We start from the raw sequence: 23052 nt of genomic DNA on the forward strand, positions 1-23052 counted from the left end.
CATGGGCGACTTCACCGCCCTCTTCGTCCGCCGCCCGGTGCTGGCCGCCGTGATCTCGCTGGTCATCATGCTGCTCGGCCTGCGCGCCGTGCAGTCGCTGAACGTGCGGGAATACCCGCGCACCACCGCCGCCACCATCGTCATCGCCACACCCTTCCCGGGCGCGGGGGCGGAGCTGGTGAAGGGCTATGTCACGCAGCCGCTGGAACAGGCCATCGCCAGCGCCAACGGCATCGACTTCCTGCAGAGCACCAGCGCGCAGGGCGCCAGCAGCATCCAGGCGCGGCTGCAGCTGAACTACGACCCGAACGACGCGGTGGCGGAGATCCTCACCAAGATCAACCAGGTGCGGAACCTGCTGCCGGAAGGCTCGGAGGACCCGGTGGTGAACATCCGCACCGGCGCCGGCTCCGCCGCCATGTACATCGCCTTCACCAGCGAGGTGCTGCAGCGCAACCAGATCACGGACTATCTCTCCCGCGCCGTGCGGCCGCGGCTGGAAAGCGTGCCGGGGATCCAGCAGGCGGAGATCCTCGGCGCCCAGGCGATCGCCTTGCGCGTCTGGCTGGACCCGGACCGGATGGCCGCGCGCGGCGTGACCGCCGCCGAGGTGCGGCAGGCGCTGGACCGCAGCAACGTGCTGGCGCCGCTGGGTGAGACGCGCAGCGAGACCGTCTCCGTCACCCTCGCCGCCGACACGGCGCTGGAGGATGTGCAGGGCTTCCGCCGCCTGGTGGTGCGCGAGGCGCAGGGCACGGTGGTGCGGCTGGAGGATGTGGCGCGGGTGGAACTGGGGGCGGAGAGCTACGACACCAGCGTGATCTTCGACGGCCGCCCGGCGGTGTTCATCGGCGTGGAGGTGGTGCCCACCGCCAACACGCTGGAAGCGGTGGGCGCGCTGCGCGACCTGCTGCCGGAGATCCGCCGGCAGATGCCGCGCGGGCTGCAGATGGAGGTGGTGCAGGACAGCACCGTGTTCATCCGCGGCGCGATCGAGGAGGTGCTGTGGAACCTGGCGGAGGCGCTGCTGATCGTCACCGTGGTGATCTGGCTGTTCCTCGGCTCCGTCCGCGCCGCGCTGATCCCCGCGGTGGGGATGCCGCTGTCGCTGATCGGCGCCTTCTTCCTGATGCTGATGATGGGCTTCTCCATCAACCTGCTGACGCTGCTGGCGCTGATCCTGGCCATCGGCACGGTGGTGGATGACGGCATCATCATCGTCGAGAATGCCAGCCGCCACATCGAGGACGGGATGCCGCCGGAGGAGGCGGCGACGCGCGGCATCCGCGAACTGGCAAGCTCCGTCGTCGCGATGAACGTGGTGGTGATCGCGGTCTATGCGCCGGTGGCGTTCATGCCGGGGCTGACCGGCAGCCTGTTCACCGAATTCGCCTATACCGTCGCCGCCTGCACGCTGATCTCCGGCATCGGCGCGCTGACGCTCTCGCCCATGATGTGCGCGCTGCTGCTACGCAAGAGCGGGCAGCGGAAGGGGCCGGCGGCCTGGGCGGAGCGCGGCTTCCACTGGGTCTCCGCCCGCTACGACGGGGCGCTGCGCCGGGCGCTGGACGGGCGCTGGCTGGTGCTGGGGCTGGGGTTGGCGATCCTGGCGGCGACGCCCTTGCTGTACCAGGCCGCGGAGCGGGAACTGGCGCCGACCGAGGATCGCGGCTTCCTGCTGGCCAGTGCGACGGCCGATCCCAATACCTCGCTGGCGGGGCTGGAGCGCTGGACGCGGCCGCTGGTGGACGGGCTGGCGGCGATGCCGGCCACCGACCACGCCTTCGCGGTGAACGGTTCCGGTGGCGGCGGCGGCGCGGGTGCCGGCAACAGCGCCTTCATCGGAATCTCGCTGCTGCCGCAGGCGGAGCGGGAGGAAACGCAGGCCGCGGTGCTGCCCCAGGTGCAGGGCCGCGTGGCCGCGGTGCCCGGCCTGCAGGCGGCGGTGTTCGTGCCGCCGGCGCTGCCCGGCACCGGCGGCGGCCCGCCGGTGCAGCTTGTGCTGGCCACGATCGAGGAGCCGGAGGCGCTGTACGAGGTCTCCCAGGCCGTGCTGCGCCAGGCGCAGGAAAGCGGCCTGTTCGCCTTCGTCGAGACAGACCTGAAGTTCGACCGCCTGCAGGCGCGGCTGCGCATCGACCGCGACCGCGCAGCGGATCTCGGCATCGATGTGCAGCGCCTGGCGCTGGAGCTTTCGACGATGCTGAGCAATGGCTTCGTCAACCGCTTCGCCCTGCAGGGCCGCAGCTACCGCGTGGTGCCGCAGGCCGCGGCGGAGTTCCGCACGGCGCCGGAGCAGCTTCTGCGCTACCAGATCCGCGCCGGCGACGGCACGCTGGTGCCGCTTGCCGCCGTGGTGACGCTGGAGCGCAACGTGCAGCCGCGCCAGCTGGCGCGCTTCGAGCAGTTGAACGCCGCCACCATCCAGGGCGTGCCGCGCCCCGGCGTGCCGCTGGGCGAGGCGGTGGAATTCCTGCGGGAGGCAGCGGCGCGGCAGGCGCCTTCGGGCTATGTCACGGACTGGATCGGCGTCTCCCGCCAGTTCACGCGGGAAGGCACGGCGCTGCTGACCGCCTTTGCGCTGTCGGTCGCCATCATCTACCTGGTGCTGGCGGCGCAGTACGAAAGCTTCCGCGACCCGCTCATCATGCTGGTCAGCGTGCCGATGGCGATCGGCGGGGTGCTGCCCTTCTTCGCGCTGGGTGTCGTGACCGTGAACATCTACACCCAGGTCGGGCTGCTGGCGCTGGCCGGGTCCATCGTGCGGCATGGCATCCTGCTGGTGGAATTCAGCAACGATCTGCAGGTGGAGGAAGGGCTGGACCGCCGCGCGGCCTTGCAGAAGGCGGCCTCGCTGCGGCTGCGGCCGATCCTGATGACCACGCTGGCGACGCTGGTGGGCATGCTGCCGCTGCTGGTGGCAACCGGCCCTGGCGCGGAAAGCCGCTTCGCCATCGGCTTCGTGCTCGGCGCCGGCATCGCGGTGGGCACGCTGTTCACGCTGTTCGTGGTGCCGGCGCTGTATGTGGTGCTGGCGCGGCAGCGCGGCCGCCAGGCGGAGACGCAGGAAAGGCCGGCGGCGGCGGAGTGACCGCCGCCGCGCCAGCCTCAGTCGGCCGGGCGCAGCCGCAGCAGCGCGCCATCCTCGGCATCGGTCAGCGCGTGGATCACGCCATCCGGCGCCACCGCCACGTCGCGGATGCGGCGGCCGAGGTCGATGCGGTGCTCGCCGCGCACGCGCTGCCCGTCCAGTTCCACCCGAACGATGCCGCGCGCGGACAGCCCGCCGATCAGGATGTCGCCCTGCCAGTCGGGAAAGGCGCTGCCCTGGTAGAACACCATCCCGGAAGGCGAGATCACCGGCGTCCATTGGTGGATGGAGCCGGCCAGGTCCGGCCGGGTGGGTGGGTCCGGAATGTCGCGGCCATCATAGTGCTGGCCCCAGCTGACCAGCGGCCAGCCATGGTTGCGCCCGGCTTCCGGCCGGTTCAGCTCATCCCCGCCGCGCGGCCCCATCTCGGCGATCCAGAGGGCGCCGTCTTCCGGGCGGATCGCCGCGGCCTGGATGTTGCGGTGGCCGTAGGACCAGATCTCCGGCCGCGCCCCCTGCCGGCCGACGAAGGGGTTGTCCTGCGGCACGCTGCCATCGGCGGCGATGCGGAGCACGGTGCCCAGATGGTCCGACACATCCTGCGCCGGGTCGAAGCGGAAGCGTTCCCCGGTGGTGACGAACAGGTTGCCGTCCGGCGCGAAGGCGAGGCGGGAGCCGAAATGCATGCCGCCTTCCAGCTTCGGCTGCTGGCGGAAGATCACCTCCGTGTCCTCCAGCGCCGTCCCGTCCTGGTTCAGCCTGCCGCGCGCCACGGCGGTGGAGGCGGTGTTGCCCTCGCCAGGCTCGGCGAAGCTGAGATAGACGCGGCGGCTCTCCGCGAAATCCGGCGCCAGCACCACGTCGAGCAGCCCGCCCTGCTCCTCCGCGAAGACGCGCGGCACGCCGCGGACGGGGTCGGAGACCTCGCCATCCGGCGTCACCCGCCGGAGCCGGCCGGGCCGTTCCGTCACCAGCGCCGTGCCATCCGGCAGGAAGGCGAGGCCCCAGGGATGCGCCAGGCCGCCGGCCACCGTCTCGACCCGCGGCGCGCCCGGCTGCGCGATGGCGGGCAGCGCCAGCAGCGCCGCACCCGAAAGCAGGAAGCGGCGCCTCATGACCCGGCCCGGATCACGCCGCAGGCGATGCGCCGGCCGGCGCTGTCGCCGTCGCGGTAATCATCGGCCTGGGCGTGGATCATGATGGCGGAACCATCGGAATCGAGCAGCGGGAAGGGGCCGGTGCCGCCAGCCTGCGCCTGCTCCCCGCCCAGCGAGACACGGCTGCTGATGAATTCCGCCTGCGCCGTGCCCTGTTGCGTCACATGGATGTTCGGCAGGTCGCCGACATGCGGGCCGCGGGCGCTGTCGAAGCCGTGTTCGGCGCCGTTCGGGTTGTAGTGGCCGCCGGCGGATTGGAAGCCCGGCGCTTCGCAACGCCCGTGCTCGTGCAGGTGGAAACCGTGCGGGCCTGGCGGCAGGTTGCGAAGGTCCGCCACAAACAGCGTGCCATGGCGCAAGGGGCGCACCGTCACGGTGCCGACGGACTGGCCTTCGGCATTGCGCATCTGCACCGTGGTGCTGCGGTCGCCGGTGGCCTGCGGGGTGGATTGGCCCTGGGCCTGGGGCGGGATGCCCTGGACGCCGAGCAGCAATCCGGCGGCAAGGATCAGGCGTTGTGCGTGCATGTGGTGGATCCCTCTGCGGTTCCGCACGCCCCGTGTGGCGGGGCGCCGTGCCGCAGGTGGCCCGCCCGGATGCGCGGCGGCACATCCGGGCAACCACGTAGCGCGTGCGTGCTACCGCTCGTTCAGCCCATGGCCGGGATAGGGATGGGTTGCCACCCAGTGCCGCGCGATGTCGATGCGCCGCGTGATCCAGACGTCGCGCCGGCAGGCGACATAGTCCAGCAGGCGCTGCAGCCCCATGGCGCGCGCGGGGTGGCCGATCAGGCGCATGTGCAGGCCGACGGACATCATCTTCGGCCGGCCGCGCACGCCTTCCTCGTACAGTAGGTCGAAGGCATCGCGGATGTAGGAGAACCACTGGTCGCCGGTGCCGGCGGGGCCGTGCAGCTTGCCGTCGTTGTTGGTCAGCGAATAGGGCACCACCAGGTGGCCCTGGCCCTCCACCTTCACCCAGAAGGGCAGTTCCTCGCCGTAGTAGTCCGCGTCGTAGAGGAAGCCGCCATGCTCGGCCACCAGGCGGCGCGTGTTCACCGAGGGTCCATAGCGGCAGTACCAGCCTTCCGGGCGCTGGCCGGTGGCGCGCTGGATGCTCTCCACGGCGCGACGGATGTGGTCCCGCTCCTCCGCCTCCGAAAGCTCGTAGTGCTTCACCCAGCGCCAGCCATGCGAGCAGACATCGAAGCCGGAGGCCCTGATGGCGGCGGCGGCTTCCGGGTTGCGTTCCAGCGCCAGGCCGCAGCCGAAGACCGTCAGCGGCAGGCCGCGGTCCTGGAACAGGCGCATCAGCCGCCAGAAGCCGACGCGGCTGCCGTATTCGAACATGCCTTCCGCCGCCAGGTCGCGCCCGGCGCGCACCGGCACGGTGCCGTGCGATTCGGTGTGCCCGTTCTCCGACAGTGGTTCGCCATCCTGGACGGAAGGCTCGGAGCCTTCCTCGTAGTTCATCACGAAATTCACCGCGAGCTTCGCCCCGCCCGGCCATTGCGGGTCGGGTGGATTGGCGCCGTAGCCGATGAAATCGCGCTGCACCTCATAGGCCATGCGGGGACCTCCTTCTGCCGGATCGCGCGCAGCCTGCCCCAGAAGCGCGGAATGGGAAACCGCCATGGTTCCTTGGCGATGCGGAAAAGGATCGAACGGCGAAGGCCGCGCCGTGTTGTCCCTGCACCCGGGCAACGCGGTGCGCCGCTGGCTGCGCCGCCTCGCCCGGCCTCCATGGACTTGCAGGAGAAGGACCAGAAGCCATGACCGACAAGGACCGTATCGAAGGCTCCGGCAAGCAGGCGAAGGGCGCGATCAAGGAAGGCGCCGGCAAGCTGACGGGGGATGAATCCCTGAAGGCCGAGGGCCGCGCCGACAAGGCCGAGGGCAAGGTGCAGAACGCCGTGGGCGGCGCCAAGGACAAGGCGCGCGAGACCTTCGGCGACAAGGACTGATGATCCTCGCCATCCAGCAACCGGCCTTCGGGCCGCACCAACGGGAGACACGCATGATGCAGAATTTCAGGACCACCCGACTTCTCGCCACCGCCGCCACCGCGGCAGCCCTTGCGCTGGGCGGCGGCGCCGCCCTTGCGCAGCAGGGCGCGCAGCCGCGTGCCACGCCGACGCAGCCGCAGGCGCAGATGCAGCCGATGGAGCGCGCGATGCAGGAACTGCGCGTGGCGCAGCAGCAGATCGGCAGCGCCACCTCCGCCGCCCCGGCGCAGGCGCTGGAACGCGCCCGCGCGGCGCTGGAGCGGGTCAGCAGCGCGATGCAGGGCCAGAACCAGGGCCAGAACCAGCAGCTGCAGCAGCGCGTGCAGCAGGCGCGCCAGGCGCTGGAAGGCGAGAATGTGCCGGCCCCGCGTGCCCGCAACGCCATCGAGCAGGTGCTGGCGGCCATGCCGAACCAGCAGGGCCAGCAGGCTGAAAGCCAGACCGGCAGCCGCAGCGGCGACGCATCGCGCGTGATGGTGCAGCAGGCCTCGCCGACGCTGCAGGTGACGCAGCCCGCTCCGCGCGTGACGGTGCAGCAGCCGGAGCCGGTGATCACCGTGGTGGTGCCGCAGCCGGAGATCATCGTCCGTCAGCCGGCGCCGCAGGTGACGGTGCAGATGCCGGATCCGCGCGTGCAGGTGCAGCAACCGCAGCCGCAGGTGCGCGTCTCGGAGGCGGATCCGCAGGTGCAGGTGCAGCAGGGTGAGGCCCAGGTGCAGATGCAGCGCGCGCAGCCGCGCGTGATCGTGCGCCAGGCCGAGGGCCAGCCGCAGATCCGCTATGAGCAGCAGGGCACGGCGCAGGTGCGGATGGAGCAGACCGATTCCAGCCGGTCCGACCGCAGCCAGCAGGCCCAGGCGCCGCAGAACGAGGCGGTGCAGCGCCAGGCCCAGCAGAACCAGACGCAGCAGAACCAGACGCAGCAGAACCAGACGCAGCAGAACCGGGCGGGCATGTCGCAGGACAGCCGCGCCAACGCCGCGACCGGTGCCAGCAGCATGCAGGCCCCGGCACAGGGTGGCGGTCAGGCACAGCCGGCGACGGCGCGGCCGGTCGCGGTGGGCGTGCCGCTGGCGCGCGTCTCCAACCTCGTCGGCTCCAATGTCTATGGCGCCAACAACCGCGAGGCGGGCGAAGTCGAGAACCTGCTGATCGACGCCGACGGGCAGGTGCGCGCCGCGGTGGTCGAGTGGGGCGGCTTCCTCGGCATCGGCACGCGCCGTGCGGTGGTGCCGATCGAGCAGCTGAACCTCGGTGCCGGCGGCACCGACCGCGTGCGCATGGAGCTGACGCGCCAGCAGCTCGAGGGCCTGCCGCGCTATGAGGCGGATCGCGTCGCCGATTACGGCCGCGACCTGGGCTGGGGCGATGGCGTTCGCCTGTATCGCTGAGCCGGAAGGCTGACCAGGAAGGGGGCCGGCACGGTGTGCCGGCCCTTCTTGCTGTCCAGGAGCCGCCGGTCGCGTCGGCGGTTCGCGCAACCGGCAGCGCGGGCGGGCGGGCCATCGCTGATGCCGCGGGGCCTGGCCGTGAAGCCCGCCTCAGCATCGCCTGGGCAACACGCCCACCACCGGCCGCGAAGGCTCCAGCCAACCGAGGCTGCCCGACCTGGACCCGGGCCGGGAGGCGGCGGCCCTGGGCGCGCTGCACCAGGCGTCGGGCGTGCTGCGGCCGGAGGCTGCCGGCGCGCCCGGCCAGGCGGCCGCTACACCGCCACGGAATGCCGCCCGGCGTGGCTGAGATGCGCATCGAAGGCCGCCGCCGCCAGGCGCAGGAAGGGCCGCCCCTCCTCCGTCATCGTCAGCCGCGTGGCCTCCAGCCGCAGGATCCCGGCTTCCTCCAGCGGGCGCAGCGCGGGGCGTGCCGCTTCCAGCAGGTCGGCCGGCGGGGCCACGGTGAAGTCGCACATCAGGCGCTCAATCACCGTGCCGCGGCGCTTGTCATCCTCGCTCAGCGCCAGGCCGCGCGCCACGGGCAGCCGGCCCTCGGCCACCGCGCGCCGCCAGGCGCCGGTCTCGGCCAGGTTCTGCACATGGCCCTGCGGCAGCCGGCCGATGGAGGAGGCGCCGAGGCCGAGCAGCGCATCGGCCGAATCCGTGGTGTAGCCCTGGAAGTTGCGGCGCAGCGTGCCGTTGCGGGCGGCCTGCGCCAACGGGTCCTCGGGCCGCGTGAAGTGGTCCAGGCCCACAGCCTCATAGCCCAGCAGCGCCAGCATCTCCCGCGCCATGCGCGCCTGGTCCAGCCGCTCCGCCACGCCGGGCAGGGCGGATTCCTCGATCAGGCGCTGGTGCTTCTTCATCCAGGGCACATGGGCGTAGCCGAACAGCGCGATGCGGTCCGGCTGCAGCGAATGGGAAAGCCGGATGCTGCGCGCCAGACCTTCCAGCCCCTGATGCGGCAGGCCGTGGATCAGGTCGAAGTTCAGCGCGGCAATACCGTTGCCGCGCAGATGCCCGACGCCGGCCTCCACAACCTCGAAGGGCTGGATGCGGCCGATGGCGCGCTGCACGGCAGGGTTGAAATCCTGCACGCCCAGGCTGGCGCGGTTCACGCCCAGGCCCGCCAGCGCCACCGCCAGGCTGCGGGTCAGGCTGCGCGGGTCCAGCTCCATCGCATGTTCCGCCAGGCCGGACAGGTCGAAATGCCTTGCCAGCGCCTCCATCACCCGCGCCAGGTTGGTCTCCCCCAGCAGGCTCGGCGTGCCGCCGCCCCAGTGCAGATGCGTGACGCGACGCGCCGGCGTGGCGCGGGCCAGCAGCGCGATCTCCGCCACCAGGGATTCCGCATAGGCATCCAGCGGCGCCTGCTGCCGCGTCACCTTGGTATGGCAGCCGCAATAGGCGCACATCGCCGCGCAATAGGGCACGTGCAGATACAGCGAGAGGCTCGCCGCCGGATCCAGCGCGGCCAGCCATTGGCCCAGTGTGGCGCCATCCACGCCGGGGTGGAAGTGCGGTGCGGTGGGGTAGGAGGTGTAGCGCGGCACGGATCGCTCCGCGAGCGCCAGGCGGGTGGTGTCGAGCGTGGTGGTCTGCATCGGGGTCCTCACCAGTCCAGGTCGAAGGCGCAATCCGCGGGCCCGGCGGCTGAGGGGCGGGCCTGGATGCGCGCATCGACCAGCGCGCGGTACAGCGCTTCGAAGGTCGTGCGGTAGAAGGCGGAAGCGACGGGCGCGACATCCGCGAGGCAGGCGGCCAGGCGGATGCGGATGCCGAGCGGCCGCCGGCCCAGCACATCCAGCCGGCCGCTGCCGAGGAAGGTCCAGCCATGCTGCCGGATCGCGGCCGTCAGGATCGGCGCCGCCAGCACCGCGGGCAGGTGCGGCAGCAAGGCGCGCATCGGGCGGGGGATGCGGTTGCTGAGAAGGTAGCGCGCGGTGCCGGCCCCGGAGGCCGCGGCGCGGCGGCAGGCCAGGTCCTCGCCCATCTCCCGCCGCAGGGCCTGGAACAGGGCCGCGACCTCGGTTTCCGCCACCATGCTGCCGGGCGGTTGTTCCAGGTGGCGCAGCAGGTCCGCTCCGGCGAAGACGCGGGCCAGCACGGCATCGCCATCCGCGGCGCGGATCGCGGCGCGCAACTGCAGCACGGCATTGGGCCCGATGCGGCCGGTGGCGTGCATCTCAGCCCGCCTCCTCGTGCATCTGTTCCGTGCCGCCACCGCAAGCCATGGCACGCGGCGGTGGCGGCGGGTTCATGCCGCGGCGGTTGTGCGTGGTGGTCCATTCCACCTGCGCCGGATCGGCGCGGGTGCGGCTGGCATCGAAGTGGAAATCGACTTTCTCCTTCGATTGCGGACCCCAGTAGTTGACCTTGCCGAGGTCATAGAACTTGCGTTCGAAGCCGGATTTCAGGAAGGCCTTCAGGCAGCCCAGCAGGTAGCGCCGCCGCTGGCCCTTGCCCGCCCAGGGGTAGGAGAACAGCGCCTTGCGCATGTAGAATCGCCGGTAGTTGCGCATCACGCAATCCAGCAGCTCGCCCCGCTCCATGCTGTCCGGCTTCACGATGGGCGTGACGAAGTTGTACTTCTCGTAGTCGAACACCTCCACCTTGTCGCCCATGCTGCGGAACAGGTCGGAGAAGGGCCAGGGCGTGTACATGGACCAGTTCGCCAGGTCCGGCTTCCAGTCCTGCGCCATGCGGTAGGTTTCCTCGATCGTCTCCGGCGTCTCATTCTCCAGGCCGACGATGAACTGCGCTTCCACCACGATTCCGGCTTCACGCAGCAGCTGGATGGCGCGCTTGTTCTGCGCCACCGTGGTCTCCTTCTTGAACAGGTCGAGCTTGAGCTGCGCCGCGGCTTCCGTGCCGAGCGAGACATGGATCAGCCCGGCCTGGCGGTAGAAGGGCAGCAGCGCCTCGTCGCGCAGGATGTCCGTGACGCGGGTGTTGATGCCCCACAGGATGTCCAGCTTGCGGTCGATCAGCTCCTGGCAGAAGGCGACGAACTTCTTCTTGTTGATGGTGGGTTCCTCATCCGCCAGGATGAAGAAGCCCACCTGGTGGTCGCGCTTCAGCGCCTCGATCTCGTCCACCACCTTCTTCGGGTCGCGGATGCGGTAGTCGCGCCAGAATTTCCACTGGCTGCAGAAGGAACAGGTGAAGGGGCAGCCGCGCGCGAAGTTGGGGATGGCGACGCGGGTGCCGAGAGGGATGTAGGTGTATTTCGCCCAGTCGAGGATGCCCCAGTCCGGCGAGAGCGCATCGAGGTTGCGGATGGTGGGCGCGGCGGGCGTCGCCACCACCTGCGCGCCATCCAGGTAGGCGATGCCCTTCAGGCCGGCGCGTTCCGCCGGCCAGCGACCCTCGGCGATGGCGCGCACCAGGGCGACGATGATCTCCTCGCCCTCGCCGCGCACGATGCAGTCGATCCAGGGCGCTTCGGCCAGTACCTGCTGGTACATGAAGGTGGCATGGATGCCGCCGAGCACCGTGACCGCCTTCGGCGCCACCTCCCGCGCCATCTTCAGAACGGCCTGGGCGCGATAGATGGCGGGGGTGATGGCGGTGGTGCCGACGATGTCCGGCGCAGCTTCCGCGATCATCTGCCGCAGCTTCTCGTCGGGGATGTCGTTGGTCATGGCGTCGATGAAGCGGATGTCGTCGAAGCCCTGCGCCTTCAGCGCGCCGGTCAGGTAGGCGACCCAGGCGGGCGGCCAATTGCCGGCGATCTCGGCGCCGCCGGAATGGTAGTTCGGGTGAATGAACAGGATCCGCATCTGCGCCTCCTCGCCTTTCGGCCAGGATGAGTGTCAAGCGCGCTTGACGCCTTGATCTGTATCAACCTCCGGGCGAGGCGGCATTCACCCTTTGGCAAGTCCTGCCGCCGCATGCTGCGGCCCCTCAGCAGCGGAGCAGTCGCATGAAGCGCGCGCGCAAACGCGTCCTGGTCACCGGCGGCGCCGGCTTCCTCGGGTCCCATCTGTGCGAGCGCCTGCTCGCGGAGGGGGAGGAGGTGATCTGCCTGGACAATTTCTTCACCGGCTCCCGCGACAACATCCGCCACCTGCTGCCGCATCCGCATTTCGAGGTGATCCGCCACGACGTGACGCAGCCGATCCAGCTGGAGGTGGACGAGATCTACAACCTGGCCTGCCCGGCCTCCCCGGTGCACTACCAGCACAACCCGGTGCAGACGGTGCGCACCTCGGTCCACGGCGCGATCAACCTGCTGGACCTGGCGAAGCGCCTCGGTGCGCGCATCCTGCAGGCCTCGACGTCGGAGGTGTATGGCGACCCGACGCTGCATCCGCAGCCGGAGAGCTACCGTGGCAGCGTGAATCCCATCGGCATCCGCGCCTGCTACGACGAGGGCAAGCGCTGCGCGGAGACGCTGTTCTTCGACTACCACCGGCAGGACGGGGTCTCCATCCGCGTCGCACGCATCTTCAACACCTATGGCCCGCGCATGCACCCGAATGATGGGCGCGTGGTGTCCAACTTCGTGGTGCAGGCGCTGCGCGGGCAGCCCATCACGCTGTACGGCGATGGGCGGCAGACGCGCTCCTTCTGCTATGTGGACGATCTGGTGGAAGGGCTGGTGCGGCTGATGCGCGCGCCGGAAGGCGTGACCGGCCCGGTGAACCTGGGCAACCCGGCGGAATTCACCATCGCGGCGCTGGCGGAGGAGGTGGCGCGGCAGACCGGGTCCCGCGCCGGCGTGCAGCACCGCCCCCTGCCGCAGGACGACCCGATGCAGCGTTGCCCGGATATCGGCCAGGCCCGGCTGCTGCTCGGCTGGCAGCCGCATGTGCCGCTGGAACAGGGGCTGCGCCGTACCATCGCCTATTTCGCCGATCTGCTGGGCGTCGAGCCGCTGCGCCTGGTGGAAGGCGGCGGCAGCAGCCGCGCCGCGGCGCGCTGACCCGCACGGGATTTACGCGCGGGCAATGCGACCGCGCTAGCCTGCCTTCATGACCCTGGCCGAAAAGCGGTTGGCGCCCGAACTCACCGCGCTGCGCGGCGTCTTCCTGCTGGCCATGCATCATGGCCTGCAACTGGCCCCGGATGAATTGCCGCAGCCGGGCCAGCCGGACATGGTGGCGGAGGTGCTGCGCGCGCTGCGCGCGGCGGGGCTGAAGGCACAGGCGCTGCGGCGCGGCGGCTGGGCCCGGGCGGCGGGGCTCGGCACCGCCTATCCCGCCCTGGCGCAGCGGCTGGATGGCAGCTGGGTGATCCTGGTGCACACGCTGGACGGCGCCGATGGTGCCCCGCTGGCCGCCGTGCTGGACCCGGCCGCGGAACAGGACGGCATCCAGCTGCTGCCCCAGGCCGAGTTCCTGGCGGCGTGGAACGGCACGCTGGTGCTGGCGCGCCGCGTCCATGCGCTGGCGGACGAGGCGCAGCCCTTCGGCCTGCGCTGGTTCCTGCCGGAGATCATCCGCCATCGCGCCTGCTTCGCGGGAGTCGCCGTGGCGGCGCTGGTGGGCAACCTCATCGGCTTCGCCATCCCGCTGCTGTTCCAGGTGCTGATCGACAAGGTGATCGCGCACCAGGCCTGGCAGACGCTGACGGTGGTGGTGGCGGGCTTCGTGCTGCTGACGGGCTTCGATGCCGTCTTCGCCTATGTCCGCCAGCGCCTGATGCTGCTGGCCAGCAACAAGATCGACGCCCGGCTCGGCTCCCGCACCTTCGCGCATCTGCTGGCGCTGCCGCTGGCCTTCTTCGAGGGTCATGCGGCGGGCGTGCTGGTGCGGCACATGCAGCAGACGGAGAAGCTGCGCCACTTCCTGACCGGGCGGCTGTTCCAGACCCTGCTGGACGCCATGCTGCTGCCGCTGCTGCTGCTGTTCCTGGTGCTGTATTCGGGCGCGCTGACGGCGGTGGTGCTGGGCTTCTCCCTCGCGATCGCGCTGGTCATCGGCGTCATGGTGCCCACCTTCCGCGCCCGCCTGAACCGGCTCTACGCCACCGAGGGCGCGCGCCAGGCGCATCTGGTGGAAACCCTGCACAACATGCGCGCGGTGAAGTCGCTGGTGCTGGAGCCGGTACGCCAGGCCGCCTGGGACCAGCGGCTTGCCGCGGCGGTGCGGCAGCATGAGGCGGTGGGCCGCATCGGTGCGCTCGGCAGCGCGGCCACCGGCGCGCTGGAGAAGCTGATGCAGATCGCGGTGCTGGCACTGGGCGCGACGCTTGTCTTCGACGGCGCCTTGAGCATGGGCGCGCTGGTGGCCTTCACCATGCTGTCCGGCCGCGTCACCGGGCCGCTGGTGCAGATTGTCGCGCTGATCAACGAATACCAGGAAGCGGCGCTGTCCGTCCGCATGCTGGGCACGGTGATGAACGCAACGCCCGAGGCGCGCGGTGGCATGCGCCAGGCGCGGCCGCCCATCACGGGCCGGCTGGTCTTCGAACAGGTGCGCTTCGCCTATCCCGGCGCCGCCATGCCGGCGCTGGATGGCGTTTCCTTCCAGGTGGCGGCGGGGCAGGTGGTGGGCGTGGTCGGCCGCTCCGGCTCCGGCAAGACCACCATCACGCGGCTGGTGCAGGCGATCCAGGCGCCGCAATCCGGGCTGATCCAGCTGGATGGCGTGGATCTGCGCCACATCGACCTCGACCATCTGCGGCGGTCGATCGGCGTGGTGCTGCAGGACAACCTGCTGTTCCGCGGCAGCATCCGCGACAACATCGCCGCCGCACGCCCCGACGCGCCGATGGAGGAAGTGATCGAGGCGGCGCGGCTGGCCGGCGCGGCGGAGTTCATCGACCGGCTGCCGCATTCCTACGCCACCATCGTGGAGGAAGGCGCGAGCAACTTCTCCGGCGGCCAGCGCCAGCGCATCGCCATCGCGCGCGCCCTGCTGACGCGCCCGCGCCTGTTGATCTTCGACGAGGCGACCAGCGCGCTGGATCCGGACAGCGAGGCGATCATCCAGCGCAACCTGGCGGAGATCGCCCAGGGCCGCACCATGCTGATCGTCTCCCACCGCCTGTCCTCCCTGGTGCAGGCGGATGCCATCCTGGTGCTGGAACAGGGCAGGCTGCTGGATTGCGCGCCGCATGCCGTGCTGCTGGAGCGCTGCGCGGTCTATCGCCATCTGTGGCAGCAGCAGACGCAGCACCTGCGGTGAACGCGATAACCCCCCTGCGGCGGCTGCGCCCGAAGCCGCGCCGGCTGACACCGGAGGCAGCGCCCTTCCAGGAGGATCTGGAGGCGTTGATCGCGGAGCCGCCGCCGCCGCTTCTGCGCGGCGCGCATTGGCTGCTGGCGCTGCTGTTCGTCTGCCTTCTGGCGGCGGCCGCGGTGATGCGCCTCGACGTGGTGGTGACGGCGCCCGGCCGCCTGATGCCCGACACGCCGCCGCTGGTGGTGCAGCCGATGGAGCGCGCCGTGCTGCGCGAGTTGCTGGTGCGGCCTGGGGAGGTGGTGGCGCGTGGTGCCGTGCTGGCCCGGCTGGACCCGACCTTCGCCGAGGCCGACCGGGCCGCCCTTGCCAACCAGCGCGCCAGCCTGGCCGCGCAGCTGGCGCGGGTGGAGGCGGAGCTCGACGGCCGCGCACCGCCGGCGGCGACGCAGCCCGAGGAAGCCCTGCAATCCGTGCTGCTCGGCCAGCGCCAGGCGCTGCAGGCCAGCCGCCTGCGCGCCCATGCGGAGGCGATCGCGGCGCTGCAGGCGGGGCTTGCCAGCAACCTGGCGCAGCAGGGCGCGCTGCGGCAGCAGGCGGCCCTGGCGCGGGAGGTGGAGGCGCTGCGCCAGCGGCTGATGGAAGGCCAGATCGGCTCCCGCCTCAACCTTCTGGCAGCCCGCAGCCAGCGGCTGGAGGCCGACAAGGCGCTGGAGACGGCGGAGGGGCGGGAGGCCGAGCTGCGCCACGACCTGGCGGCGCGGGAGGCGGAGCGCGAGGCCTTCGCGCAGGACTGGCGACGCCAGCTTCTGGAGGATGCGGTGCGCCTGCGCGGCGAACTGGCGCGCGCCACGGAATCGCTGGCGAAGGCGGAACGCCTGGCGGCCCTGACCACGCTGGTGGCGCCGGCCGATGGCGTGGTGCTGGAGGTCGCGCGCCGCTCCGCCGGTTCGGTGCTGCGGGAGGCGGAGCCGCTGGTGACGCTGGCGCCGAGCGAGGCGCCGCTGGTGGCGGAGATCATGCTGCGTTCGGCCGATATCGGCCGGCTGCGCCCCGGCGACCCGGTGGTGCTGAAGGTGGATGCCTTCCCGTTCCAGCGGCACGGCCCGCTCCACGGCACGCTGCGCGCAGTGGGCCAGGACAGCTTCAACCCGCTGCAGCCCTCGGCGGAGCCGAACCTGGCCGCCGGCGGTGCGGCGCATCGCGGCCAGGTGCGGATCGAGCCCGGCAGCACGCTGCCGCTGGTGCCGGGCATGACGCTCGCTGCCGAGATCCATGTCGGGCAGCGCAGCGTCCTCGGCTACTTCCTCGCACCGCTGCTGCGCGGCCTGCGGGAGAGCCTGCGCGAACCCTAGATCACGCTGCGTTCGCTTGAACGCATATTGCCCTAGGCAGCCAGCCTCGCCGCCTGCGCGCGCCGCGGCTGGCGCAGCACGCTGATGAAGTAGCCATTGTGCCAGTCGCTTTCCTTGAAGGCGAGGGCGGGGTGGCTGTTGTCCTGCGTGGTGCGGATTTCCGCGCCATAGAGCATCTGCAGGCCACCCTGCACCACGGCGCGATGCGTGCCGGCGCGCACCGGCCACCAGTTCCAGTCGTCGCAGATGAAGACGAATTCCTCCGCCAGGGCGGGCAGGGCGGCGATCAGCCCGTCATGCTGGTCCTGCTCCTCATGCGGGCCGTCGAAGAGGTAGACCTCGAAGGGCGCATGGCGCGCGGCAAGCGCCGCGAAGCCGACGCTGCGGAAATCCGCCTCGATCACCTCCACCGCGGCCTCTGCCGTGCGGAACTGTGCCAGGTTGGCGAGGAAGGCATCGCGCGGCCCGCCGAACTGGCTCCAATTGTCGATCGCCACCGCCTGCACCGCATTGCCGTGGATGGCGCTGCACAGGGTGGAGCCCATCCAGCTGCCGACCTCGAGGTAGCCGGTGCGGCCCAGCCTGCGCAGCAGGCCGTTGATGAAGTGGCGGTAGCGCGCGCCGGACATGCCATCGATGCCGTAGAAGCCCTGGCTGCGGTCGATCGGCGCGGCCAGGGCCTCGGACAGCGCCAGGCGCAGGGGCGCGACCAGCCGCGCCTCCGGCTCGATCAGGATCTCGGTCAACTGCGTCATCGGGCTTTTCTCCGTGCGGCGTCGCGCGCCTGCATGAAAGACCAACCGGCTGAACGGAGGATGAAGGCGCGCCGCGTGCAGGCTTCCTTCATCCTTTTTCGCGAGACTGCCGCGCCACCCGCCCGGAAAACCCGCCGCATGGACATCCTCGCCCCCGCCACCCGCAAGGTCCTGCATGTCGGCTGCGGTGCCCCCGGCCCGCACAAGCTGCCCGCGGGCTTCTTCCCGCAGGAGGAATGGGCGGAGATCCGCCTGGACATCGACCCGGCCGTGGCGCCGGATGTCGTCGCTTCCATCACCGACATGGCGGCGGTGGCGGATGCCTCGGTGGATGCCGTGTGGTCCTCGCACAACCTGGAACACCTGTTCCCGCATGAGGTGCCGCTGGCCCTGGCGGAATTCCGCCGCGTGCTGCGGCCGGACGGCTTCGCGCTGATGACCATGCCGGACCTGCAGCAGATCGCGGCGCTGGTGGCGGCGGACCGGTTGACCGAGGCGGCCTATCTCTCGCCGATGGGGCCGATCACGCCGCTGGACATGCTGTATGGCCACAATGCTTCGCTGGCGCAGGGCAACGCCTTCATGGGCCATCGCGGCGGCTTCACGGCACGCAGCCTGGAAGCGGCGCTGCTGGCGGCGGGCTTCCCCATCGTGCGCGTGGTGCGCGACAGCGGCTATGCGCTGTGGGCCACGGCCTATATGGGCGGCGTCAGGGGCTGAGGCGCACCCGCGTCAGGGCCGCTTCCAGGCGGCGCGCGAAGCCGGCGCAGTCGCCCAGGCTGCGCGCCCAGGCATCCCCCGCCAGCACCGCGCGGGCCGCGGCATGGCGGGACGGGTCCGTGCCGAAGGCGATGGCGCGCTGCACATAGGCTTCGCGCGTCGTCGTGATGCCATCGGCCAGGCCAATGGCGCTCAGCAGGCTGGTCGCCATGCGCCCGGCGAAAGCCTCGCCGGAACGGGTGAGCAGCGGCAGCCCCATGCGCAGCGCGTCGCTGGCGACGGTGCCGGAATTGTAGGGCGTGGTGTCCAGGAACAGGTCGGCCAGGCGCAGCCGCGCCAGGTAGCGTGGCGGCTCCACGCGCGGGCCGAAGACGAGGCGGTCAGCGCCCAGCCCCGCGGCGGCGGCGGCCCTGCGCAGATGGGCGCTTGCGCCGTGGCCATCCTCCGCCAGCCACAGCACGCTGCCGGGCACGGCGTGCAGGATGCGGCACCAATCCTCGAACATCGGCTGGGTGATCTTGTAGAAATTGGCGAAGCAGCAATAGACGAAGCCATCCGAGGGCAGGCCCTCCTCGGCCCGGGTCAGCTCGGGCAGCGCCGGCATGGTGCTGTCATTCGCCTGGTAGACTCCGTCGATCGGCAGCGGCGTCGGGGCGTAGCGCGCGGCCCGGTCGGCAGGGATGGTGATGGCGTCGCACAACAGGTAGTCCAGCTCGGGCAGGGGCACGCTGCCGATATAGCCGAGCCAGGTGGCCTGCACCGGCGCCGGCTTCCAGCGCAGCACGCCGAGCCGCGCGCCGCGCGTCAGCCCGTTCAGATCCACCAGGATGTCGATCTCGTCGTCGCGAATGCGCTGCGCCGCGACGGCATCCGGCATGTCGGCGATCCGCACATGGTGGTCCAGCGCCGCGATCACCCGTGCCCGCACCGGGCTGCCATCCTCGGGCGAGGAGCAATAGCCGAAGACCTCGAAGCGATGGCGATCGTGGCGCTCCAGCAGCTCCGCGATCAGGAAGCTCATCGCATGGCGGCAGAAGTCGGAGGAAAGATAGCCGAGCCGGATCCGGTCGTGCCGGTATCCGCGGGGTGGGGCCAGCTGGCGCGGCGCGGCCGGCACCTTGCGCGCCAGCCAGGCGGCGACGATGTCGCGCTGCACGTCGATGTCGTCATACAGCGCCAGCGCCCCGAGCGGGCCGGCATGGCGCTGTGCCTGCTCCGGCGACAGTTCCGGGATGTCATGCGCATGGATCGGCCATTGGCACAGCTTCTGCCGCAGATGCGTCCAGTGCTGCAGCACGTCGGGCTGCCCCGCCTGGCTCATCAGGCTGGCGCGCAGGGCCTGCTCCGCCTCCGCGAAGCGGCCGGTCTGTTCCAGCAGGCGGCCGCGCTGGTTGAGCAATTCGCGCCGCATCGCTTCCGGCTGCAGCGCCTGCTCCCAGGCATCCAGCGCCGCCTGTGCCTGGCCGGCGGCTTCCAGCGCCAGGCCGAGATTGACCGCCGCGGCGTGGAAATCGGCCTTCAGCGCCAAGGCGTTGCGATAGCAGATCGCGGCCTGCGCGGGCTCGCCCGCCTGGGCCAGTTCCACGCCCAGGTTGAACCAGGCGGCCAGGGCCTGGGGATGGCCCGGATTGGCGGCCAGCCAGGCCTGGTAGGCGCCGATAGTCACGCCGCGACGGCCTTCCGCCGTGGCCCGTTCCAGCAGCGGCAGCAGCCCTTCCAGGCGGATGGCGCGCAGCGCCCGCTGCCGCCGCGCCTCTTCCGCCGGCGGCAGTAGCGCGGGCCAATGGCTGCCGCCGAGCAGGCCGGCGAGCCAGCCTATGTCCAGCGTGTCGCCCGACGTCAGGGCGTTCATGCGCCGCTCCACAGGCGGCTGTCTCGCGGCAGCTTCTGGAAGCCGTTGTGCCGGGCCAGGCGCGCCTGCCATTGCGCGCGATACGCTTCCAACGAAAGGCCCTCCGCCACCGGTGCCTCCACCCCGATCTCGAGGCAGGTCTCGAGGTTCGTCAGATCCGGACGCGGCAGGCGGTCCGCCAGGAACTCGGCCCAGATGTGGCGAAGCGCCGCCTCCAGGCTGCGCACGAAGGCTTCGGTATCGAACAGCAGGCTGCTCTCCCGCTGTGCGAGCAGCTGCTCGCGCAGGCCGCGCAAACGGGCCGGGTCGCGGCCCAGCGCGATGGCCTGCGCCACGTAGTCCTCCGGCCCGTCGCAGATCAGCTCCGGCACGCCGGCGGCGCGCACAAGGCTGGCGCAGACGCGGGTGGCGAAGCCGAGCCCCGGCCAGGTCAGCACCGGCAACCCCATCCAGAGCGCATCGGAGGCGGTGGTGTGCGCGCCATAGGGCGCGGTGTCGAGGAACAGGTCCGCGGCGCCGTAGCGCGCGACATGCGCGGCATTGGCGTCCATCGGCGCGAAGACGAGGCGCGCCGGATCGATGCCCGCCTGTGCTGCCTGCTGCCGCAGCCGGATATCGACCGCCTCGCTGGTCTTCAGCAGCCACAGCACGCTGCCCGGAACCGCCTGCAGGATGCGCATCCAGCGCGCGAAGCCGCTTTCCGTGATCTTCTGGCTGCCGTTGAAGCAGCAGAAGACCACCGCATCCTCCGGCAGGCCGAGTGCCGCGCGCGACGGTGTCTCACCCACCATCCGCTGCCGGTCATTGGGCTGGTAGCAGGGCAGGCGCAGCACCGCCTCGGAGCAGAAGGCCTCGTGCCCTGGCGGGATGATGACCTCGTCTGCCAGGATGTAGTGATGGTAGGGCGTGCCCATGCTGCCGGCAAAGCCGAGCCAGTTCACCAGCACCGGCGCCGGCCGGCGGGCGAGCAGCGCCGTGCGCGCGCCCCGCGTATGGCCGTTGATGTCCACCAGGATGTCGATGCGATCGGCAAGGATTCGCGCCAGCGCGGCCTCGTCATCCAGCGGCGTGATGTCCACCCAGTTCTCCACCTCGTCGCGGATGCGCGCCTTCACGGCATCCTCCTGCGGGATTCCGCAGTAATAGACGAAGACATCGAAGTACCGCCGGTCGTGCCGGTGGAACAGGTCGGCCGTCAGGTGACCGATGGCATGGGATCGCAGATCGGAGGAGAGATAGCCGATGCGCAGCCGCCGCGACCCCGCCCGCTGCGCCACGAAATCGGCATCCACCCGGAAATCCCGTGGCACGCCGAATTCCTGCCGGCTGTAGGCGGCGGCAGCCGCGAGCGCCAGAAGCGGATCGTCGATCGCGGTGACCAGGCTCAACGGCGCCATGGCGCGGCGCAGGGCGCGCACGTCCAGGCTGCCGACAGGCTCCAGCAGGGGCCAGGTGCATTGGCGTTGACGCAGGCTGACCCAATGCTGAACCACGTCGCGCGTCGCCGGCGCGATCTCGATGATCTGGCGGAGGTTGGCCTCGGCCTCCGCATGGCGCAGCGAAGCCTCCTGGACGCGGGCAATGTGCTTCAGCGCCGTCACCTTGTAGGCCAGCGCCTCCCCGGTGATGGTGCCGAGCATGGCGGCTGCATGCGCCCAGTGCGCAAGGGCCGGCTCCAGCGCGCCGAGCCGTTCGTAGACCACGCCGAGGTTGATGAAGGGCGGCAGGAAGGCGGCGTTGCGGCGGATCGCCTCGCCGAAGGCCGCGGCGGCGCCGGGTAGATCCTCGAGTCCGGAAAGCAGCACGCCGTAGTTGAACCAGGCGGCGTGGCCGAGCGGATCGGCCGGATGTCGGAGCAGCCAGTCGCGATACAGCGCGGCGGCCTGCGGGGCCTGGCCGCGCGTGGCAAGGTCCTGCGCCGTGCCGAACAGCTCGGCGAGGTGTGCGGTCTGCATGCTTCCTTCCTGGCGCGCTGCAATGGGCGGTTCACCATCGCGCGGCGGGCTTAAGGCTTGGTTACCGCGCGCGGCGCCGTCGCCCAGCGCGGCAGCATCCCGGTTTACCGCGCGTCAATCACACCGCGCCTAGGATGCGAATGCGCCCGGAAGGACAGGAGGTTCAACCGCGGCGGCCGCTTGGATTCTGCCGGGGCGCTCTGGTCCCAGCCGCGGCTATCTCTGCCAGCCGGGAGCAAGGCACATGGCGCTGTTCGACTCGCTGACCACGACGCAGATCACCGAGCTGACGACGACGACGGTCGCCGCGCTCACCACGTCGCAGGTACGGTCGCTGGCCACCACCCAGGTGGCGGCGCTGACGACGACGCAGATCGGCGTGTTGGCCTCGACCCAGCTCGGCGCGCTCCTGGCGACGCAGGCGGCGGCGCTGGAGACGACGGATATCGCGGTGCTCGGCACCGCGCAGATCCGCGGCCTGGTCTCGACGCAGATCGCCGCACTCAGCACCACGCAGGCGGGCGCGCTGACCACGACGCAGCTGGCTGCCTTCAGTACGGCCCAGGTTGCGGCGCTGACCACCACGCAGGCCGCGGCGTTGACCACGACGCAGCTCGGCGCCTTCGGCACGACGCAGGTGGCCGGCCTGACCTCGGCGCAGATCACGGCGCTGACCACCACGCAGGTGGGCGCGCTGACCTCCACCCAGGTCGGTGCCATCCGTGCCAGCCAGATCCGCGGCCTGGAGACCTCGGACATCGCGGCGCTGACCACCACCCAGGTGGCCGGCCTGACCACGGCGCAGATCACGGCGCTCAGCGGCACCCAGGCGGCGGCACTGGAGACGACGGACCTTGCGGCGCTGACGACGACGCAGCTGCGCGGCCTGGCCAGCACGCAGCTGGCGGCGCTGAGCACGACCCAGGCTGCGGCGCTGACGACGACCCAGCTGGCCGTCTTCACCGCCACCCAGACCGCGGCGCTGACGACCACGCAGATCGTCGCCTTGACGACGACGCAGCTGGCTGGCCTCGGGACAACGCAGGTGGCCGGCCTGACCAGCGCGCAGCTTGCCTCGCTGAGCACCACGCAGATCGGCGCGCTGAGCAGCACGCAGATCGGCGCGATCGCCTCGGCGCAGGTGAAGGGCATCGAGACGACGGACCTGGCCGTGCTGACGACGACGCAGGTGGCGGGGCTGACGACCCAGCAGATCGGCGCCCTTGTCAGCACGCAGCTGCGTGCGCTGGAGACGACGGACCTGGCGGCGCTGAGCACGACCCAGCTGCGCGGCCTGTCGGCGGCACTGGTGGCCAGCCTGACCACCACGCAAGTGGAGGCGCTGACGACGACTCAGGTATCGGGGCTGGCGACCTCCCAGATCGCCGGGCTGACGAGTGCGCAGCTGGCGGCGCTGACGACGACGCAGGTGGGGGCGCTGAGCAGCACGCAGATCGGCGCGATCGCCTCGGCGCAGGTGAAGGGCATCGAGACGACGGATCTGGCGGCGCTGACGACGACGCAGGTGGCGGGGCTGACCAGCCAGCAGGTGGCGGCGCTGACCTCGACGCAGGCGGCGGCGCTGGAGACGACGGACCTGGC

Annotated in this window: 17 protein-coding genes; 8 read left to right on the forward strand and 9 right to left on the reverse strand. The window is 71.1% G+C overall.

Features of this window, described 5'->3' with window-relative positions; genetic code table 11:
* Position 1: 1 nt before the first annotated feature.
* Positions 2-3091 carry an efflux RND transporter permease subunit gene (locus tag HEQ75_RS02615; RefSeq protein ID WP_168027355.1) on the forward strand — a complete coding sequence of 1030 codons (3090 nt, stop codon included), beginning with the start codon at positions 2-4 and terminating at the stop codon, positions 3089-3091.
* A gap of 17 nt (positions 3092-3108) precedes the next feature.
* On the opposite strand, the gene HEQ75_RS02620 is transcribed toward HEQ75_RS02615, so the two are convergent.
* From HEQ75_RS02620 to HEQ75_RS02630, 3 genes are all read right to left on the reverse strand, one after another.
* The gene (locus HEQ75_RS02620; RefSeq protein ID WP_168027356.1) at positions 3109-4206 is read right to left on the reverse strand and encodes a PQQ-dependent sugar dehydrogenase; all 1098 of its coding nucleotides are present in this window, start codon (positions 4204-4206) and stop codon (positions 3109-3111) included.
* On the reverse strand, positions 4203-4775 hold the full coding sequence (locus tag HEQ75_RS02625) for a superoxide dismutase family protein (RefSeq protein WP_168027357.1): 573 nt from the start codon (positions 4773-4775) through the stop codon (positions 4203-4205). Before HEQ75_RS02625 ends, HEQ75_RS02620 begins: the two co-directional genes overlap by 4 nt.
* A gap of 111 nt (positions 4776-4886) precedes the next feature.
* Positions 4887-5816: a polysaccharide deacetylase family protein gene (locus HEQ75_RS02630; protein ID WP_209318306.1), complete on the reverse strand. Its 930-nt coding sequence runs from the start codon at positions 5814-5816 to the stop codon at positions 4887-4889.
* 203 nt (positions 5817-6019) lie between these two features.
* Between HEQ75_RS02630 and HEQ75_RS02635 the strand changes: the two genes are divergently transcribed.
* Both HEQ75_RS02635 and HEQ75_RS02640 read left to right on the forward strand, forming a co-directional pair.
* Positions 6020-6211, forward strand: a complete 192-nt coding sequence (locus HEQ75_RS02635; RefSeq protein ID WP_168027358.1) for a CsbD family protein — start codon at positions 6020-6022, stop codon at positions 6209-6211.
* Between the two features lie 56 nt (positions 6212-6267).
* Positions 6268-7644 (forward strand): PRC-barrel domain-containing protein, encoded by a 1377-nt coding sequence (locus tag HEQ75_RS02640; RefSeq protein ID WP_209318307.1) that lies wholly within the window; start codon positions 6268-6270, stop codon positions 7642-7644.
* Positions 7645-7958: 314 nt separating this feature from the next.
* Here the strand turns inward: HEQ75_RS02640 and hemN are convergent, their stop codons facing one another.
* From hemN to bchE, 3 genes are read right to left on the reverse strand one after another with little or no spacing between them, the layout of a single operon-like run.
* The gene (gene hemN, locus HEQ75_RS02645; RefSeq protein WP_168027360.1) at positions 7959-9290 is read right to left on the reverse strand and encodes an oxygen-independent coproporphyrinogen III oxidase; all 1332 of its coding nucleotides are present in this window, start codon (positions 9288-9290) and stop codon (positions 7959-7961) included.
* A gap of 8 nt (positions 9291-9298) precedes the next feature.
* Positions 9299-9871 (reverse strand): bacteriochlorophyll 4-vinyl reductase, encoded by a 573-nt coding sequence (gene bchJ / locus HEQ75_RS02650; protein WP_168027361.1) that lies wholly within the window; start codon positions 9869-9871, stop codon positions 9299-9301.
* Between the two features lies 1 nt (position 9872).
* Positions 9873-11468, reverse strand: coding sequence for a magnesium-protoporphyrin IX monomethyl ester anaerobic oxidative cyclase (bchE, locus tag HEQ75_RS02655; RefSeq protein ID WP_168027362.1), 1596 nt, complete (start codon positions 11466-11468; stop codon positions 9873-9875).
* A 143-nt stretch (positions 11469-11611) separates the two neighbouring features.
* On the opposite strand from bchE, the gene HEQ75_RS02660 reads away from it, so the two are divergent.
* From HEQ75_RS02660 to HEQ75_RS02670, 3 genes are read left to right on the forward strand one after another with little or no spacing between them, the layout of a single operon-like run.
* Complete coding sequence (locus HEQ75_RS02660; protein WP_168027363.1) at positions 11612-12613, forward strand: UDP-glucuronic acid decarboxylase family protein; 1002 nt, start codon at positions 11612-11614, stop codon at positions 12611-12613.
* 49 nt (positions 12614-12662) lie between these two features.
* Entirely contained in the window at positions 12663-14819 is a 2157-nt protein-coding gene (locus tag HEQ75_RS02665) for a peptidase domain-containing ABC transporter (RefSeq protein ID WP_168027364.1), read from the forward strand.
* Entirely contained in the window at positions 14816-16168 is a 1353-nt protein-coding gene (locus HEQ75_RS02670) for an HlyD family type I secretion periplasmic adaptor subunit (protein ID WP_168027365.1), read from the forward strand. The genes HEQ75_RS02665 and HEQ75_RS02670 overlap by 4 nt, the downstream gene beginning before the upstream one ends.
* A 32-nt stretch (positions 16169-16200) precedes the next feature.
* Here HEQ75_RS02670 and HEQ75_RS02675 read toward each other — a convergent pair whose 3' ends face one another.
* Positions 16201-16923, reverse strand: coding sequence for a class I SAM-dependent methyltransferase (locus tag HEQ75_RS02675; protein ID WP_168027366.1), 723 nt, complete (start codon positions 16921-16923; stop codon positions 16201-16203).
* 138 nt (positions 16924-17061) lie between these two features.
* Here HEQ75_RS02675 and HEQ75_RS02680 point away from each other — a divergent pair, with 138 nt between their 5' ends.
* On the forward strand, positions 17062-17643 hold the full coding sequence (locus HEQ75_RS02680) for a class I SAM-dependent methyltransferase (RefSeq protein WP_168027367.1): 582 nt from the start codon (positions 17062-17064) through the stop codon (positions 17641-17643).
* On the opposite strand, the gene HEQ75_RS02685 is transcribed toward HEQ75_RS02680, so the two are convergent.
* Positions 17633-19495: an O-linked N-acetylglucosamine transferase, SPINDLY family protein gene (locus HEQ75_RS02685; protein ID WP_168027368.1), complete on the reverse strand. Its 1863-nt coding sequence runs from the start codon at positions 19493-19495 to the stop codon at positions 17633-17635. The two genes, HEQ75_RS02680 and HEQ75_RS02685, sit on opposite strands and share 11 nt — an antisense overlap.
* Positions 19492-21450: an O-linked N-acetylglucosamine transferase, SPINDLY family protein gene (locus HEQ75_RS02690; RefSeq protein WP_168027369.1), complete on the reverse strand. Its 1959-nt coding sequence runs from the start codon at positions 21448-21450 to the stop codon at positions 19492-19494. The genes HEQ75_RS02685 and HEQ75_RS02690 overlap by 4 nt, the downstream gene beginning before the upstream one ends.
* Positions 21451-21694: 244 nt before the next feature.
* Here HEQ75_RS02690 and HEQ75_RS02695 point away from each other — a divergent pair.
* A partial coding sequence (locus HEQ75_RS02695; RefSeq protein ID WP_456237374.1) for a hypothetical protein occupies positions 21695-23052 on the forward strand: 1358 nt, incomplete at its 3' end.

The organism is Falsiroseomonas selenitidurans (genome assembly GCF_012103215.1).
Taxonomy (GTDB): domain Bacteria; phylum Pseudomonadota; class Alphaproteobacteria; order Acetobacterales; family Acetobacteraceae; genus Falsiroseomonas; species Falsiroseomonas selenitidurans.